This is a genomic window from Pseudomonas sp. A214, assembly GCF_900156295.1.
GTDB classification, from domain to species: Bacteria; Pseudomonadota; Gammaproteobacteria; order Pseudomonadales; family Pseudomonadaceae; genus Aquipseudomonas; species Aquipseudomonas rhizophila.
The window spans coordinates 467609-480907 of sequence record NZ_LT707062.1 but is presented as its reverse complement, the minus strand read 5'-3'; the positions used below and the strand labels follow the sequence as shown (position 1 = coordinate 480907).

13 protein-coding genes and 1 pseudogene are annotated in these 13299 nt (G+C 61.0%); 9 read left to right on the top strand and 5 right to left on the bottom strand.

What is annotated here, in order from left to right; all coding sequences use genetic code 11:
- On the bottom strand, window positions 1-171 hold the full coding sequence (lptM, locus tag BW979_RS02150; RefSeq protein WP_047226132.1) for an LPS translocon maturation chaperone LptM: 171 nt from the start codon (window positions 169-171) through the stop codon (window positions 1-3).
- A gap of 202 nt (window positions 172-373) precedes the next feature.
- Between lptM and cyaY the strand changes: the two genes are divergently transcribed.
- The 3 genes from cyaY (at window position 374) to rnk (ending at window position 1617) form a co-directional block, all read left to right on the top strand.
- A complete protein-coding gene (cyaY, locus tag BW979_RS02140; RefSeq protein ID WP_047226131.1) occupies window positions 374-706 on the top strand; it encodes an iron donor protein CyaY in 333 nt (110 codons plus the stop codon).
- A 4-nt stretch (window positions 707-710) separates the two neighbouring features.
- Window positions 711-929, top strand: a complete 219-nt coding sequence (locus tag BW979_RS02135) for a DUF1289 domain-containing protein (protein ID WP_047226130.1) — start codon at window positions 711-713, stop codon at window positions 927-929.
- 277 nt (window positions 930-1206) lie between these two features.
- Window positions 1207-1617 carry a nucleoside diphosphate kinase regulator gene (rnk, locus tag BW979_RS02125; RefSeq protein ID WP_047226129.1) on the top strand — a complete coding sequence of 137 codons (411 nt, stop codon included), beginning with the start codon at window positions 1207-1209 and terminating at the stop codon, window positions 1615-1617.
- 5 nt (window positions 1618-1622) lie between these two features.
- Here rnk and BW979_RS02120 read toward each other — a convergent pair whose 3' ends face one another.
- The 3 genes from BW979_RS02120 to BW979_RS02110 form a co-directional block, all read right to left on the bottom strand.
- Window positions 1623-4466: a class I adenylate cyclase gene (locus BW979_RS02120; RefSeq protein WP_076383079.1), complete on the bottom strand. Its 2844-nt coding sequence runs from the start codon at window positions 4464-4466 to the stop codon at window positions 1623-1625.
- Window positions 4467-4645: 179 nt separating this feature from the next.
- Window positions 4646-4894 carry a TIGR02647 family protein gene (locus BW979_RS02115; RefSeq protein ID WP_047226127.1) on the bottom strand — a complete coding sequence of 83 codons (249 nt, stop codon included), beginning with the start codon at window positions 4892-4894 and terminating at the stop codon, window positions 4646-4648.
- A gap of 228 nt (window positions 4895-5122) precedes the next feature.
- Window positions 5123-5407: a hypothetical protein gene (locus BW979_RS02110; RefSeq protein WP_076383078.1), complete on the bottom strand. Its 285-nt coding sequence runs from the start codon at window positions 5405-5407 to the stop codon at window positions 5123-5125.
- Window positions 5408-5531: 124 nt separating this feature from the next.
- Here BW979_RS02110 and BW979_RS02105 point away from each other — a divergent pair, with 124 nt between their 5' ends.
- Window positions 5532-6191: a glutathione S-transferase family protein gene (locus BW979_RS02105; protein WP_047226125.1), complete on the top strand. Its 660-nt coding sequence runs from the start codon at window positions 5532-5534 to the stop codon at window positions 6189-6191.
- Window positions 6192-6320: 129 nt separating this feature from the next.
- On the opposite strand, the gene argH is transcribed toward BW979_RS02105, so the two are convergent.
- A complete protein-coding gene (gene argH / locus BW979_RS02100; protein ID WP_076383077.1) occupies window positions 6321-7715 on the bottom strand; it encodes an argininosuccinate lyase in 1395 nt (464 codons plus the stop codon).
- 459 nt (window positions 7716-8174) lie between these two features.
- Between argH and BW979_RS02090 the strand changes: the two genes are divergently transcribed.
- The 5 genes and pseudogenes from BW979_RS02090 (at window position 8175) to BW979_RS02075 (ending at window position 13164) form a co-directional block, all read left to right on the top strand.
- Entirely contained in the window at window positions 8175-8921 is a 747-nt protein-coding gene (locus tag BW979_RS02090; protein WP_047226123.1) for a LytR/AlgR family response regulator transcription factor, read from the top strand.
- Window positions 8922-9068: 147 nt separating this feature from the next.
- On the top strand, window positions 9069-10010 hold the full coding sequence (gene hemC, locus BW979_RS02085; RefSeq protein WP_076383076.1) for a hydroxymethylbilane synthase: 942 nt from the start codon (window positions 9069-9071) through the stop codon (window positions 10008-10010).
- Window positions 10007-10753, top strand: a pseudogene (locus BW979_RS27715) (uroporphyrinogen-III synthase); the annotation flags it as partial. The gene hemC and the pseudogene BW979_RS27715, both read left to right, overlap by 4 nt.
- Before the next feature lie 36 nt (window positions 10754-10789).
- Complete coding sequence (locus tag BW979_RS27710; RefSeq protein ID WP_231990615.1) at window positions 10790-11920, top strand: uroporphyrinogen-III C-methyltransferase; 1131 nt, start codon at window positions 10790-10792, stop codon at window positions 11918-11920.
- On the top strand, window positions 11917-13164 hold the full coding sequence (locus BW979_RS02075; protein ID WP_076383074.1) for a heme biosynthesis protein HemY: 1248 nt from the start codon (window positions 11917-11919) through the stop codon (window positions 13162-13164). The genes BW979_RS27710 and BW979_RS02075 overlap by 4 nt, the downstream gene beginning before the upstream one ends.
- Window positions 13165-13299 lie beyond the last annotated feature (135 nt).

Below are 13299 nucleotides of genomic sequence, written 5' to 3'. Positions count from 1 at the left end.
TTAATAAGTGGTGTGGGTATCGTGCGCGTGGGACTTGGATTGCGACGACTTGGCCTGTTCTTCAGGGGATTTGCTGTCGTCGGGCAGGTACAGCGGACCTTTTTGACCACAGGCTGTCACAAGGCAAGCAACCGCGACGAGCGCAGCAAGGGAAGAGATCAGGCGCTTCATGGCGAAATCCTTGAAAATGCGTTAATTGCGCCGGAGTATACCGGCCACCCGGCAGCTTGCCTATGCAACGGGGTTCCCGTCCGGCGCCGGGAGGCTTTTCCCAAAGCCGGCTGTCGTCGGTCGGTATATCCTTTGCAATCGCCGGGAAGCGTCCGTATCTTGCGGCGCTTGAGCATGAGCAGACATTTTCGAGGTTGCCGCAATGAGTTTGACTGAAGCCCGTTTCCACGATCTGGTCGATGCGACCCAGCAAACGCTGGAGGATGTATTCGACGAAAGCGAGCTGGACATCGACCTGGAAAGCTCCGCCGGGGTGTTGACCGTCAAGTTCGAAAATGGCAGCCAGTTGATTTTCAGCCGCCAGGAGCCGTTGCGGCAACTGTGGTTGGCGGCGGTGTCCGGCGGTTTCCACTTCGACTACGACGAGGAAAGCGAGCGCTGGATGTGCGACAAGAGCGAAGAGCAATTGGGCGAGATGCTCGAGCGCATCGTCAAGCAGCAGGCCGGGGTGGAACTGGATTTCGAAGGCCTTTGACAGCGTGAGCCAGAACACTCCGGCGCGGCCGCCCAAACCGCTCTACAGCAACGTCAGCCCCGCAGTGCCCTCTCCGTGCACCAGCGTGTGCAAGTTGGATGAGCAGAAGGTCTGCCTCGGTTGTTTCCGTCATGTGGAGGATATCCGCGAATGGCGCTCGGCCGATGATGAGCGCCGGCGGGTGATCTGTGCCGAGGCGGCTAAACGCAAATCTCTGGTGTAATCGCCCACTGTGTGGGAGCAAGGCTTGCCCGCGATGAAGACGACGCGTTCTTCCAGAAATCGAGGCGCCTGTTTCGCGAGCAAGCTTTGCTCCCACAATCCCCGCGCCACAGTAATTCTGCTCTCCATGACAATGGGTAGATTTGGCCCGGGTTGTTTATTTATTGAGCTGTGATAGTGTCCAGCTACGCCTCAACTCATCGAGGCCCGTGAAAACCCCGTCTTTTTGTGGCGGGGTTTTGCTTTTTTCGTGCAGAACAAAGGAGTCTGCCTGAATCATGACCGTACCTTCCATCACCCTTACACGTCTGGACGTACAGCGTCTGGAGCGCCTGATCGATAGCCTTGATGAAACGCTGCCGGGCGTGATTGCGTTGCAAACCGAACTGGATCGTGCCGACACCGTGGTAGGCCACGATGAAGTGCCCGCCGATGTCGTGACCATGAATTCGCGTGTGCACTGCCGCGAAGAAAGCAGCGGCAAGGACTATCACCTGACCCTGGTTTATCCACAGGACGCCAATGCCGACGAAGGCAAGATATCAATCCTTGCCCCGGTAGGCAGCGCACTGTTGGGCCTGAAGGTTGGCCAGCACATCGACTGGCCGGCGCCGGGCGGCAAGACGCTGAAACTGACATTGCTTGCCGTGGAATACCAGCCGGAAGCGGGCGGCGATTTCCACCTCTAGGCGCTTCAGACCAAGGCCAGCGCCTCGTTCAGGGCGCGTTCCAGGTCAGCCTTGTAGCGCAGGTACAAATTACTTGAGCAGGCCCCATCACCCACAAGACCCGAGAGGTCCAGGTCGGTGATGTAGCAGCGATAGCGTTCGGCCTCACGGCGCTGTTCGACGATCTCCCTGGCGACCACGCGGAACAACTGGTCGCCATGTTCCAGCTCCGAAAACTCCCGCTGATCGCAATACAGGGTGACGTGCACCTGCCCATGAGTGGCTTTGCCGATGATTGCCTGCACGTCATAGAACGGCTTGTTCACTTGCGTTTGCGGCGCCTGCCGCGCCTCGATCCGCCGTGCCCGCCCGCTGCCCGAGGGCAGGAGCTGGTAGTACAGGGTTTCCAGGGGCAATGGCTGGGTGGCATCCATCGGCAGTAACGCGTCGCGGCGGTACAGCACCGATTGCAGGAAGCGCTGCAGCGGCAGCAGCAGGCTGTGGTCGTCGTGATAAGGCAAGCGCTGTTGCCACAGGGCATTGAGCTCATCGAGCACGTACAGCTCAGCGTCGTCCTCGTTGACCCGGTAGAACACCTGAATGCACTCGGGCTGCCCCATGGGCAGGATCAGCGCCAGGTCATGGTCCTCCAGAGCCATCGGATCCAGATGCAGAGGGCTGTAGGCCGTCAGCTCCTCGCCCAGGTAATCCATCAGCGCCGACAGGCTGCCCAGGGCCACGTGATTGACCTGGCCCGGCACCAGCTCCAATACGTGGTAGTGCTGCTGGACCTGGAGCAGATAGCGGTGGTTGAGCCTACTCAGTAGCAGGGTCTGCGCCGTTTCGATGACTTCCTCGACCCGGCGGGCAATGAACTGCGCGCGGTTGTGGCAGAAACAGCGTACCTGCAAACGCGGCTGGCGCTGAGTGACGGGCAGGTCATTGAGGTAATCGCGCAGGCAGTCGAGCAGGGCGTGCTCGCCGTCGAAGCGGTTGACCAGCACCTCGTTCCAACTGTTGAGCGTGACCTGATCCAGGGTCAGCACCAGGTTCTCCCGAACCCCGGCGTAGCTCAGGGAGTCCGTGCGCTCGGTGGTCATCAGGATATTGAGGTCGCGATGATGCTTGAGCGGATCGATGCCGACGTTAACCAGTATCAGCACTTCACTGGGCACGCTGGCGCGCAACAGCTGTTCTTCATCTACCGTGCTCAGCGGCAGGGCGATGGACTGTTGCAGGCTGCCCAGCAGGTTGAACAGCTCAAACTCACTCAGGTCGCTGCTACCTGGGTGCAGCGCAAGGCGCGTACTGCTGTCGATCACACCGTTGCGATGGCACCAGGTCAGCAACTCCAGCAACTCGCGGCAGCGTTTGATCGGTGCGAAGTTTTCCCACTCCAGGGCGTTGAGGCTGCCGTTGTACAGGCCCCACTGGTTCTGCCCGGGTTCTTTCTTGTTCGGTGACTGCACCAGCGTCAGGGTGTCTTCGGCCAGGTCCGGGGCGATGCCGGGGTTGATGAACTCGACTTTGTCGGCCTTGCGTTCGAATGCGGCATACAACCGCCGGCCCAGGACGTTGAGGTCGCGCTTGTTGATCAGGCTGACGGTTTTTTCGGTGCGGGCGAACTGGGTCAGGAAGCGGTAGCTGTAGGTCAGTTCGTTGACCAGTGCCCGCCGTTCGTTGCTGACCTGACGCACTTTCCACTGGCTGCGGCTGTCCAGCAGCGCCAGTTGCCGTGGGTCCCAGCCCCATTCCCGGGCCAGACGCTCAAGCAGAACCCGTTGCCAGCCCGTGCTGCGCCCCTGGCCGGTCAGCTTGCGATTGACCTTCAGGTAAAGCGCCCTGCGCACCAGCTCCAGGCGTTCGGATTCACCTCGGGCGTTGAGGTACTCCTCGATACGACGGTAAACCACCATGTAGGGATCCAGCTCTTCCAGGTCCAGGCGGTTGGCGAACACCGCCTGTTTGAAGCGCAGGCTCAGGCAGCGAACGTCCGGGTGTTCGCTGGCGTAGACTTCGATCAGCAGCAGCTTGAGCACTGATTTGTAGGGCGACTCGATGCCCTTGAACAATTGCCAGAGGCCGGCGCCGATGAATTCTCCCGGCGGGATATAGGCCAGGTGCCCCAGGTTGAGCGTTTCATCGGCGCGGATGAAGCGTTTGGAAATCAGCGTGTGGGTGTACTGCTCATAGTTTTCTTCTTCATACACCGGCACCAGCCACCAGATCGGCGTGCGTCCGGCCAGCCAGATCGCCGTGCGGTAGAACTCGTCCAGCAGCAGGTAATGCTGGGTTGTACCGCAATCGTCGGAACTGAGCTGAGTGTCCCGGTCGCCGCGGACAAAGCGCGCCGGGTCGATCAGGAAAAAATGCGCTTCAGCGCCCTGGGTCGCCGCCCAGGTTTCCAGCAGTAGACATTTTTTGCGCAGTTCGGCCAGTTCGTCCTCGCTCAGGTCCGGACCATGGCAGACCCACACATCCATGTCGCTTTGATCCGCTTGGGCGAGGGTGCCGAGGCTGCCCATCAGAAACAGACCCAGAATCGGTCGCGGCGGATTGCTGCCGTGGCGCGGCTTGTAGGAGAACGAGCGGGTCAGCCGCTGGGCTTCGGCGAGGACGCTGGCGTCGGGCTCATAGTTGGACAGCCCGGCAGGTGTGCTGCCTGAGACATAGCCGGGCAGGAGCGGGTGATTGACGTGGAAAAACAACGGCAACAGCGTCAGCACGCTTTGCTGGCGGGTCGACAGACCTTCCAGGGCGCGATCCATCCGTACGCTGTTGAGCTTGAGAAAACGTGCGCGCAACTGGCTCAGGACCTTGCGGTCGATTCCCTCGTCCAGATCGGGGCGTATTTCGTGATTGCGGGTCATGTCAGCTCAAACCGGCTCGCGGCGTCGAACGTGGGAGATCACAGGTGGTGGCAGTTTAGCGCCCGAACCCGGGATTTCTTAAGCTGAATGTATGTTTTTGACGTCAGAATTTTTACACAGTGCGCCAGGGCGCCTGCGGAAACCTCGATGAAGGAGATTTCCGTGGGCGACAGGAGGAATCAGGCGGCTTCTTTTACGACGTTGAGAATGGTCAGCAGGCTTTGCACATGCTCGGCGGCATCCCGGCCCAGGCTGGTCAGGTAACCACCGTCGGACTGGGTTATCAGGTCTTTTTCGAACAGGCGTTTAGCGGCAGCGATGGCAGAGGGGGCAGCGGTCTGATGGATTTTCAGGCCTTCCTGGGAACTGTCCAGGTTGAAGAGTGCAAGGATTTCCAGTTCGGCAACCAGCTCAGGGGTAAGCGACATAAGGACTCCAGACTTTCTAGGAATTTGGTCGACAGCGTCACTAAAGTGAGCGCACTCGGCCGAGCTGTCCAGTGTCAGCGTCATGCTTTTTTTGTTTTGGGTGACCGCAGGCGTAATTCGTTGTGGCGAGGGAGCTTGCTCCCGCTGGAGCGCGAAGCGGTCCCAATAGCTTGATGGCTGCTGCGCAGCCGAGCGGGAGCAAGCTCCCTCGCCACAGTCGGTGAGACCTTATTTCTTTTCTGGCGGCAACTCGGGAAGAGCGCGCAACGCCGTTTCGTACCACTGGGTATCGAACGCACGGTCCTCTTCCAGGATCGCGTCAATTTCCACTGCCAGCACATGGGCCATCAGGTTGAGAATTTCTTCGCGCTCGTAACCCACCAGGGTCAATTTATTGAAAACGGCCTTGGCCGCTGGCGGGTTGTCATTTTCGATCTGGTTTTCGATGGCCTGGATCAGCGTGTTCTCGACGAACTCTTCTTCGTCGTTGTCGATGTCGGTTGGCTCGCTCATGGCAGGCTCCTTGGAGAAAGGTCGCCAGTTTACCTGCATTCAGCGCAGTGATGCGCCTGGCAAGAAACGGCTCGGCGGTCTATAACGCAAGGCTGCCAACCCCGCACGGCCTGGAGGCTTTGTCATGCTCAAGCTTTATGGTTTTTCCGTCAGCAATTATTACAACATGGTCAAGCTGGCGTTGCTGGAGAAGGGCCTGCCCTTCGAAGAGGTGCCGTTCTACGGCGCTCAGACCCCCGATGTGCTGGCCATCAGTCCACGGGGCAAGGTGCCGGTGCTCAAGACCGAGCAAGGGTTTATCAACGAAACCAGCGTGATCCTCGAATACATCGAACAAACCCAGCCGGGCAAAGCCCTGTTGCCCAGCGACCCGTTCGAGCGTGCCCAGGTGCTGGCTTTGTGCAGGGAAATCGAGTTGTACATCGAGCTGCCGGGACGGGCTTGCTACGCCGAGGCGTTTTTCGGCATATCGGTACCCGACGCCATCAAGGAAAAGACCAAGGCCGAATTGCTGCTGGGGTTCGCCTCGCTCGGCCGTCACGGCAAATTCTCGCCCTACGTGGCGGGTGACAGTCTGAGCCTGGCCGATCTGTATTTCCTCTACAGCGTATCGCTGGCGTGCCAGGTTGGCCGCAAGGTGTTCGATATCGACTTGCTGGCGGATATGCCGGCGGCCAAGGGGCTGATGGAGCGGCTGGAGCAGAACCCGAATGTGCAGCGGATTGCGGCCGACAGGGAGGCAGAGATGCCAGCGTTTTTGGCGATGATTGCTGCCAAGAAGTGAGTTTTGTGGTGTTTTGAAGTGAGTCATCGCGAGCAGGCTCGCTCCCACATTTGATCTCCCTGTGTTCACAAATCTGCGTTCACTGAAGATCCACTGTGGGAGCGAGCCTGCTCGCGATGCTTTCGGCTTTTAGCGGCTGGCGAGCATCGCCTGGCCGCGCACCACGGCAGCCTTCACCTGGGCAGGCGCTGTGCCGCCGATGTGGTCGCGGGCATTGACCGAACCTTCCAGAGTCAGCACGGCAAACACGTCCTGCTCGATCTGGTCACTGAACTGGCGCAGTTCGTCCAGGCTCATTTCTGCCAGGTCCTTGCCGTTGTCCACGCCGTACTTCACGGCATGGCCGACGATTTCGTGGCAATCACGAAACGGCAGGCCACGGCGTACGAGGTAATCAGCGAGGTCGGTGGCGGTGGAGAAGCCGCGCAAGGCCGCTTCGCGCATCACTGCATGCTTGGGCTTGATCGCCGGGATCATGTCGGCAAAGGCCCGCAGCGAATCACGCAGCGTATCGGCGGCATCGAACAGCGGTTCCTTGTCTTCCTGGTTGTCCTTGTTGTAGGCCAGCGGCTGGCCCTTCATCAGGGTCAGCAGGCCCATCAGCGCACCGAACACCCGACCACTCTTGCCGCGTACCAGCTCCGGCACGTCGGGGTTTTTCTTTTGCGGCATGATCGAACTGCCGGTGCAGAAGCGATCCGGCAGGTCAATGAACTGGAATTGCGCGCTGGTCCACAGCACCAGTTCTTCAGAGAAGCGCGACAGATGCATCATCGCAATGCTCGCGGCGGCGCAGAATTCGATGGCGAAATCGCGGTCCGAAACGTTATCCAGCGAGTTGCCGCCCACGGCGTCGAAACCCAGCAACTGTGCGGTGTATTCACGATCGATCGGGTACGTGGTGCCGGCCAGCGCGGCGCTGCCCAGGGGCATGCGGTTGGTGCGCTTGCGGCAGTCCACCAGGCGCTCGTAGTCGCGGCTGAGCATTTCGAACCAGGCCAGCATGTGATGCCCAAACGTTACAGGTTGAGCGGTTTGCAGGTGCGTGAAGCCCGGCATGATGCTCTCGGCCTCGCGCTCGGCCTGCTCCAGCAAGCCTTTTTGCAGACGGGTGATCTCGCCCAGGATCAGGTCAATCTCATCGCGCAACCACAGGCGAATGTCGGTGGCCACCTGGTCGTTTCGGCTGCGGCCGGTGTGCAGCTTCTTGCCGGTCACGCCGATGCGATCGGTCAGGCGCGCTTCGATGTTCATGTGCACGTCTTCGAGATCGACGCGCCAGTCGAACTGGCCGGCCTCGATTTCAGCCTGGATGGTTTTCAGGCCATCGATGATGCTGTCGCGCTCGGCATCGGTCAGTACGCCGACCTTGGCCAGCATGGTGGCGTGGGCGATCGAGCCCATGATGTCGTGGCGATACAGGCGCTGGTCGAAGTTGACGGAGGCGGTGAAGCGGGCGACGAAGGCGTCGACGGGTTCACTGAAGCGGCCGCCCCAGGACTGATTGGTCTTGTCAGTGCTCATGAATTCGCTCGTGATCGGCTGTGGAAAAAGTAGCGGTTAAAGGCTGCGGCGGATGATAGCAGGGTTGCCGGGACTGGCGCTGGCACTGGTCGGCAGGTTTTTTGCGCACAAGCCGAGCATTTAATGGGTTTTTTGCACAACGATATTTTTCGATTGAGCAATATCGGCGCGGCAACCGTCTACAGTGGACTGTAGGACTTTTACTTTTTCATCCACGGAGCATTGGACGAATAGAAGAGGGGGGCTCGTATTGGTCAGATGGAGTGTTAACAATTCCTACGACGGCGCCGTGCGACAACAGGCCTCAAGCATCGATTGGCAGGCGCGGGTAAAGATAGGTAACCGCCTCGCGGCACTTTTTGGCCCTCGAACGAGTCTTAGCGTGGATCGCGGTGACGGATGTCACTTCCCCTGTCTACGCTATCCTTGTGCGAGACTCACGCAGGAATCCAGCGCAATATGAATGTCCTGATCGTTGATGACGAACCACTGGCCCGTGAGCGCCTGAGCCGAATGGTTGGCGAACTCGAGGGTTACAGTGTCCTGGAGCCGAGCGCCACCAATGGCGAAGAGGCGTTGGCCCTTATTGACAGCCACAAGCCGGATATCGTGCTGCTCGACATTCGCATGCCTGGCCTGGACGGTTTGCAGGTCGCGGCGAAGTTGTGCGAGCGTGAGTCACCGCCCGCGGTGGTGTTCTGCACCACTCGGGACGACTTCCCGCCGGAGGTGCTGCAGGCCGGCGCCGTGGGCTATCTGATCAAGCCGGTCACTGCCGAGGCGCTGGTCGAGGCCTTGCGCAAGGCCGAGCGGCCCAACCGCGTGCAACTGGCGGCGTTGACCCGTCCGGCCGCCGAAAGCGGCAGCGGCCCGCGCAGCCACATCAGTGCGCGCACTCGCAAAGGCATTGAACTGATCCCATTGAATCAGGTGGTCTACTTTATCGCCGACCATAAATACGTGACCTTGCGTCACGAGAGCGGCGAGGTGTTGCTGGACGAACCACTCAAGGCTCTTGAAGACGAGTTCGGTGAACGCTTCGTGCGCATCCACCGCAACGCCTTGGTGGCTCGCGAGCGTATCGAGCGTTTGCAGCGCACACCCCTTGGGCATTTCCAGCTGTTTCTCAAAGGCCTCAATGGCGACGCGCTGATTGTCAGCCGGCGGCACGTGGCCGGCGTGCGGAAGATGATGCAACAGCTTTAGCTTGAGGTTCCAAGGCGTCCAAGCCGTTTAGCGCGTTCCATTTCCAGGACATTGACGGCCAGGGAGGCCTTGGGGTCGTGATTCAAGTCAAAGCGAATTTGACTGAGCTGTTATTATCCGCCGTATCTTTTAAGTACGGATTGATCCATGTCCCCTCGCGAGATCCGCATCGCCACCCGTAAAAGTGCCTTGGCCCTCTGGCAGGCCGAATACGTCAAAGCCCGTTTGGAAGAGGCCCATCCCGGCCTGATCGTGACGCTGGTGCCCATGGTCAGTCGCGGCGACAAGCTGCTGGACTCGCCGCTGTCGAAAATCGGCGGCAAGGGCCTGTTCGTCAAGGAGCTGGAAACCGCGCTGCTGGACAACGAAGCCGATATCGCCGTGCACTCGATGAAAGATGTGCCCATGGACTTTCCGGAAGGCCTGGGCCTGTTTTGCATCTGCGAGCGAGAAGATCCACGCGATGCGTTCGTTTCCAACACGTTTGCAAGCCTCGACGCCCTGCCCGCCGGGAGTGTGGTCGGCACCTCCAGCCTGCGTCGCCAGGCGCAGTTGCTGACCCGCCGCCCAGACCTGCAAATCCGCTTTCTGCGGGGCAACGTCAATACTCGCCTGGCCAAACTCGATGCCGGTGAGTACGACGCAATTATCCTTGCCGCCGCCGGCCTGATCCGCCTCGGTTTTGAAGATCGCATCACGTCGGCCATCAGCGTCGATGACAGCCTGCCGGCCGGTGGGCAGGGGGCGGTGGGTATCGAATGTCGCAGCGCCGACAGCGAGATCCATGCCCTGTTGGCACCGCTGCATCACGACGACACCGCCACCCGGGTCTTCGCCGAGCGCGCCCTCAACAAACACCTCAATGGCGGTTGCCAGGTGCCGATCGCCTGTTACGCCGTACTCGAAGGCGAGCAGGTCTGGTTGCGCGGTCTGGTGGGTGATCCGAACGGTGGCCGACTGCTCAGTGCCGAGGCCCGGGCGCCGCGCCGCGATGCCGAAGCGCTGGGTGTCCGGGTAGCCGAAGACCTGCTCGGCCAGGGTGCCGACGACATTCTCAAGAAGGTCTACGGCGAGGCGGGCCACGCGTGACGGGCTGGCGGCTGCTGCTGACCCGGCCGGTCGACGAGTCGTCGGCCCTGGCGGCTGTCCTGGCCGAGGCCGGGATCTACAGCAGCAGCCTGCCGTTGCTGGATATCGAGTCGGTCCCCATGTCCGACGCCATGGGGGAGACTTTTCAACGGCTGGACCAGTACTGTGCCGTGATTGTGGTGAGCAAGCCCGCCGCACGTTTGTGTGTGGAGCTGCTGCGCCAATATTGGCCCCAGCCGCCAGACCAGCCATGGTTCAGCGTGGGGGCGGCGACCGGGCAGATCCTTATCGATGCCGGCCTCACTGTGTTTTATCCCGACCACGGCGATGACAGCGAAGCCTTGCTGGAGCATCTGGTGTTACGCCAGGCTATCACCCGACCCAATCCCAAGGTTTTGATTGTGCGTGGCGAGGGCGGGCGCGGCTTGCTGGCGGAGCGCTTGCGCGAGCAAGGTGCTAGTGTCGATTATCTGGAACTGTACCGGCGCAGCCTGCCGCATTATCGAGAAGGTGAGTTGGCGGCAAGGGTCAAAGCGGAACGCTTGAACGCGCTGGTGGTCAGCAGTGGGCAGAGCTTCGAGCATCTGCAGCGGTTGGCTGGCGATGAGTGGCCCGCGCTGGCGCGGTTACCGTTGTTCGTTCCAAGCCCAAGGGTTGCCGAGATGGCCCGTGCCGCCGGGGCCCTGACAGTTGTGGATTGCCGTGGCGCCAGTGCTGCGGCTTTGCTGGCGGCGTTACGGGATCAGTCCGTGCCGTTTTCTAATGCAAAGGATGGATACGTGAGCGAAACAGCCTTGCCAAAAGATCAAGACCAACCCGCGATCGATACGCCGGTTGAAACCCCGGCTCCGAAGGCGCCGCGTCGCGGCAACGGGCTGGCCATTGTCGCGTTGTTGTTGGGAGCCGCCGGCGTGGCCGTTGGTGGTTGGGGCGTGTGGCAGGTGCGTCATCTGCAAGCCAATAACCAGCAGCAGGCCAGTCAGGTTCAGGCGCTCAATGATCAGGCCCAGACCCTCAAGCTCAATGAGCAACGCCTGAGTGAACGTCTGGCTCAATTGCCTGCGGCGCAAGAGCTGGAAGAGCGTCGGCGTCAGGTCGCCCAGTTGCAGGGTGATCAACAACGACTGAACCAGCGCCTGGAAACCGTGCTCGGTGCCAGCCGCAAGGACTGGCGCCTGGCCGAAGCCGAACATCTGCTGCGCCTGGCCAGCCTGCGTCTTTCCGCCCTGCAGGACATCAGCAGTGCCCAGGCCCTGGTCCAGGGTGCTGACGAAATCCTGCGCGAGCAAAACGACCCTGGCTCATTCGCCGCTCGCGAGCAACTGGCCAAGACCCTTGCTGCGTTGCGCAGTACCGAGCAGCCAGATCGTACCGGGCTGTTCCTGCAGTTGGGGGCCTTGCGTGACCAGGTGCTGCAACTCACGGAGCTGGCACCCGAATACAAGGATCGTGGTGAGTCGTTGCTGGGCTTGACCGCCGATGGCGATGGCGCCAGCCGCTGGGCGCAGTGGTGGGACCAGATATCGCGCTATATCCGTATCGATTTCAACGCGGATGAGAATGTCCGTCCGCTCTTGGCCGGGCAGAGTCTGGTGCAGGTGCGCCTGGCCTTGAGCCTGGCCCTGGAGCAGGCGCAATGGGCCGCTCTCAACGGCCAGGCCCCGGTGTACACCCAGGCGCTGGCTCAAGCGCATGATGTGCTCAAGAACAACTTCAACCAGGACAACCCGCAAAGCAAAATCATGCTTGAGCGCGTGGCCGAGCTGGCCAGGCAGCCGGTGACGGTTGCAACCCCGGATCTGACAGGGACCCTGAGCAGCGTTCAGGCCTATCTGGAGCGCCGCAACCTGAACGCCGAAGAGTCGGTCAAGCCGCTGGCCAAACCTGATGAGCAGGAGGCCACGCCATGAAACGCCTCTACGTGATTATGTTCGTGGTCATCGCTGTCGCTGCCTTGCTGGGCGTGGCGATCGCCGAACATTCGGGTTACGTGCTGGTGGCATACAAGAACTTCCGATACGAGGCCGGCCTTTGGGTCACCCTGGCGCTGGTGGCGGTGCTCTGGCTGGTGTGGCGGGGCGCGAGCGCCTTGATCGGGCTGGTGACCACTTCCACTGGCGTGGTCAATCCATGGTCGCGACGTAACCGCAGCCGACGAGTGCAGGTGGCCATCGAGCACGGACAACTGGACCTGGCCGAAGGTCGCTGGGCCAGTGCCCAGCGTCACTTGCATCGCGCCGCTGAAGCCGAGCGCCAACCGTTGCTGTATTACCTTGGCGCCGCCCGTGCGGCCAATGAGCAAGGTCTTTACGAGCAGTGCGACAGCCTGTTGGAACGTGCCCTTGAACGTCAGCCCCAGGCTGAGCTGGCGATTGCCCTGACGCACGCACAATTGCAGATGGACCGCGGCGACACCGACGGTGCATTGAACACGTTGCAAGCCATGCATGATCGCCACCCACATAACGCCCAGACCCTGCGTCAGTTGCAACGTCTGCATCAGCAGCGCGGGGATTGGTCTGCGGTGGTCCGGTTGTTGCCGGAGCTGCGCAAGGACAAAGTCCTGCCGCCGGCTGAGCTGGCTGAACTGGAGCGTCGGGCCTGGGGCGAAAACCTCACCCTGGCGGCCCACCGTGACGAAGACGGCAGTGTCGGGTTGCAATCGCTTAACCGTGCCTGGCAACAACTGTCGTCCGCACAACGCCAGGAATCGGCGCTGGTGCTGGCCTATGCCGAGCAACTGCGGCAACTCGGGGCGCAGGCCGAGGCCGAAGAGGTGCTGCGGGCGGCGCTCAAACGGCACTATGACAGTCACCTGGCGCGCCTGTACGGGTTGGTCCGCGGCAATGATCCGGGCCGCCAACTGCAAGCGGCAGAAGGCTGGCTCAAGGATCACCCGAACGACCCTGGCCTGCTGCTGACACTGGGCCGCCTGTGCCTGCAAAACAGTTTGTGGGGCAAGGCACGGGATTATCTGGAAAGCAGTTTGCGCCTGCAGCGCAATCCCGAGGCCTGCGCCGAACTGGCGCGACTGCTGGCGCAACTGGGGGATGCCGAGCGCAGCAACCAGCTCTTCCAGGAAGGCTTGGGGTTACTGGATGAGCGCTTGCTGGCCGCGCCACTGCCGGTCCCGGCTCAGGTTTTGGCCACTTGAGAGAGAGTGAGTCGTTCTTGAGGGTTGTATGAATCATTGTGGCGAGGGAGCAAGCTCCCTCGCCACGTGTTTATTGATGCCCCTAATGGCGTTAGCAATGCCTTCGGTAAAGTCCTACAGCAAGCTGCGCTTAAT

Excerpts from the sequence above, each read along its gene's own strand:
- lptM (WP_047226132.1), bottom strand. The coding sequence starts at position 171 with ATGAAGCGCCTGATCTCTTCCCTTGCTGCGCTCGTCGCGGTTGCTTGC.
- cyaY (WP_047226131.1), top strand. The coding sequence starts at position 374 with ATGAGTTTGACTGAAGCCCGTTTCCACGATCTGGTCGATGCGACCCAG.
- rnk (WP_047226129.1), top strand. The coding sequence starts at position 1,207 with ATGACCGTACCTTCCATCACCCTTACACGTCTGGACGTACAGCGTCTG.
- BW979_RS02120 (WP_076383079.1), bottom strand. The coding sequence starts at position 4,466 with ATGACCCGCAATCACGAAATACGCCCCGATCTGGACGAGGGAATCGAC.
- BW979_RS02115 (WP_047226127.1), bottom strand. The coding sequence starts at position 4,894 with ATGTCGCTTACCCCTGAGCTGGTTGCCGAACTGGAAATCCTTGCACTC.
- BW979_RS02110 (WP_076383078.1), bottom strand. The coding sequence starts at position 5,407 with ATGAGCGAGCCAACCGACATCGACAACGACGAAGAAGAGTTCGTCGAG.
- BW979_RS02105 (WP_047226125.1), top strand. The coding sequence starts at position 5,532 with ATGCTCAAGCTTTATGGTTTTTCCGTCAGCAATTATTACAACATGGTC.
- argH (WP_076383077.1), bottom strand. The coding sequence starts at position 7,715 with ATGAGCACTGACAAGACCAATCAGTCCTGGGGCGGCCGCTTCAGTGAA.
- BW979_RS02090 (WP_047226123.1), top strand. The coding sequence starts at position 8,175 with ATGAATGTCCTGATCGTTGATGACGAACCACTGGCCCGTGAGCGCCTG.
- hemC (WP_076383076.1), top strand. The coding sequence starts at position 9,069 with ATGTCCCCTCGCGAGATCCGCATCGCCACCCGTAAAAGTGCCTTGGCC.
- BW979_RS02075 (WP_076383074.1), top strand. The coding sequence starts at position 11,917 with ATGAAACGCCTCTACGTGATTATGTTCGTGGTCATCGCTGTCGCTGCC.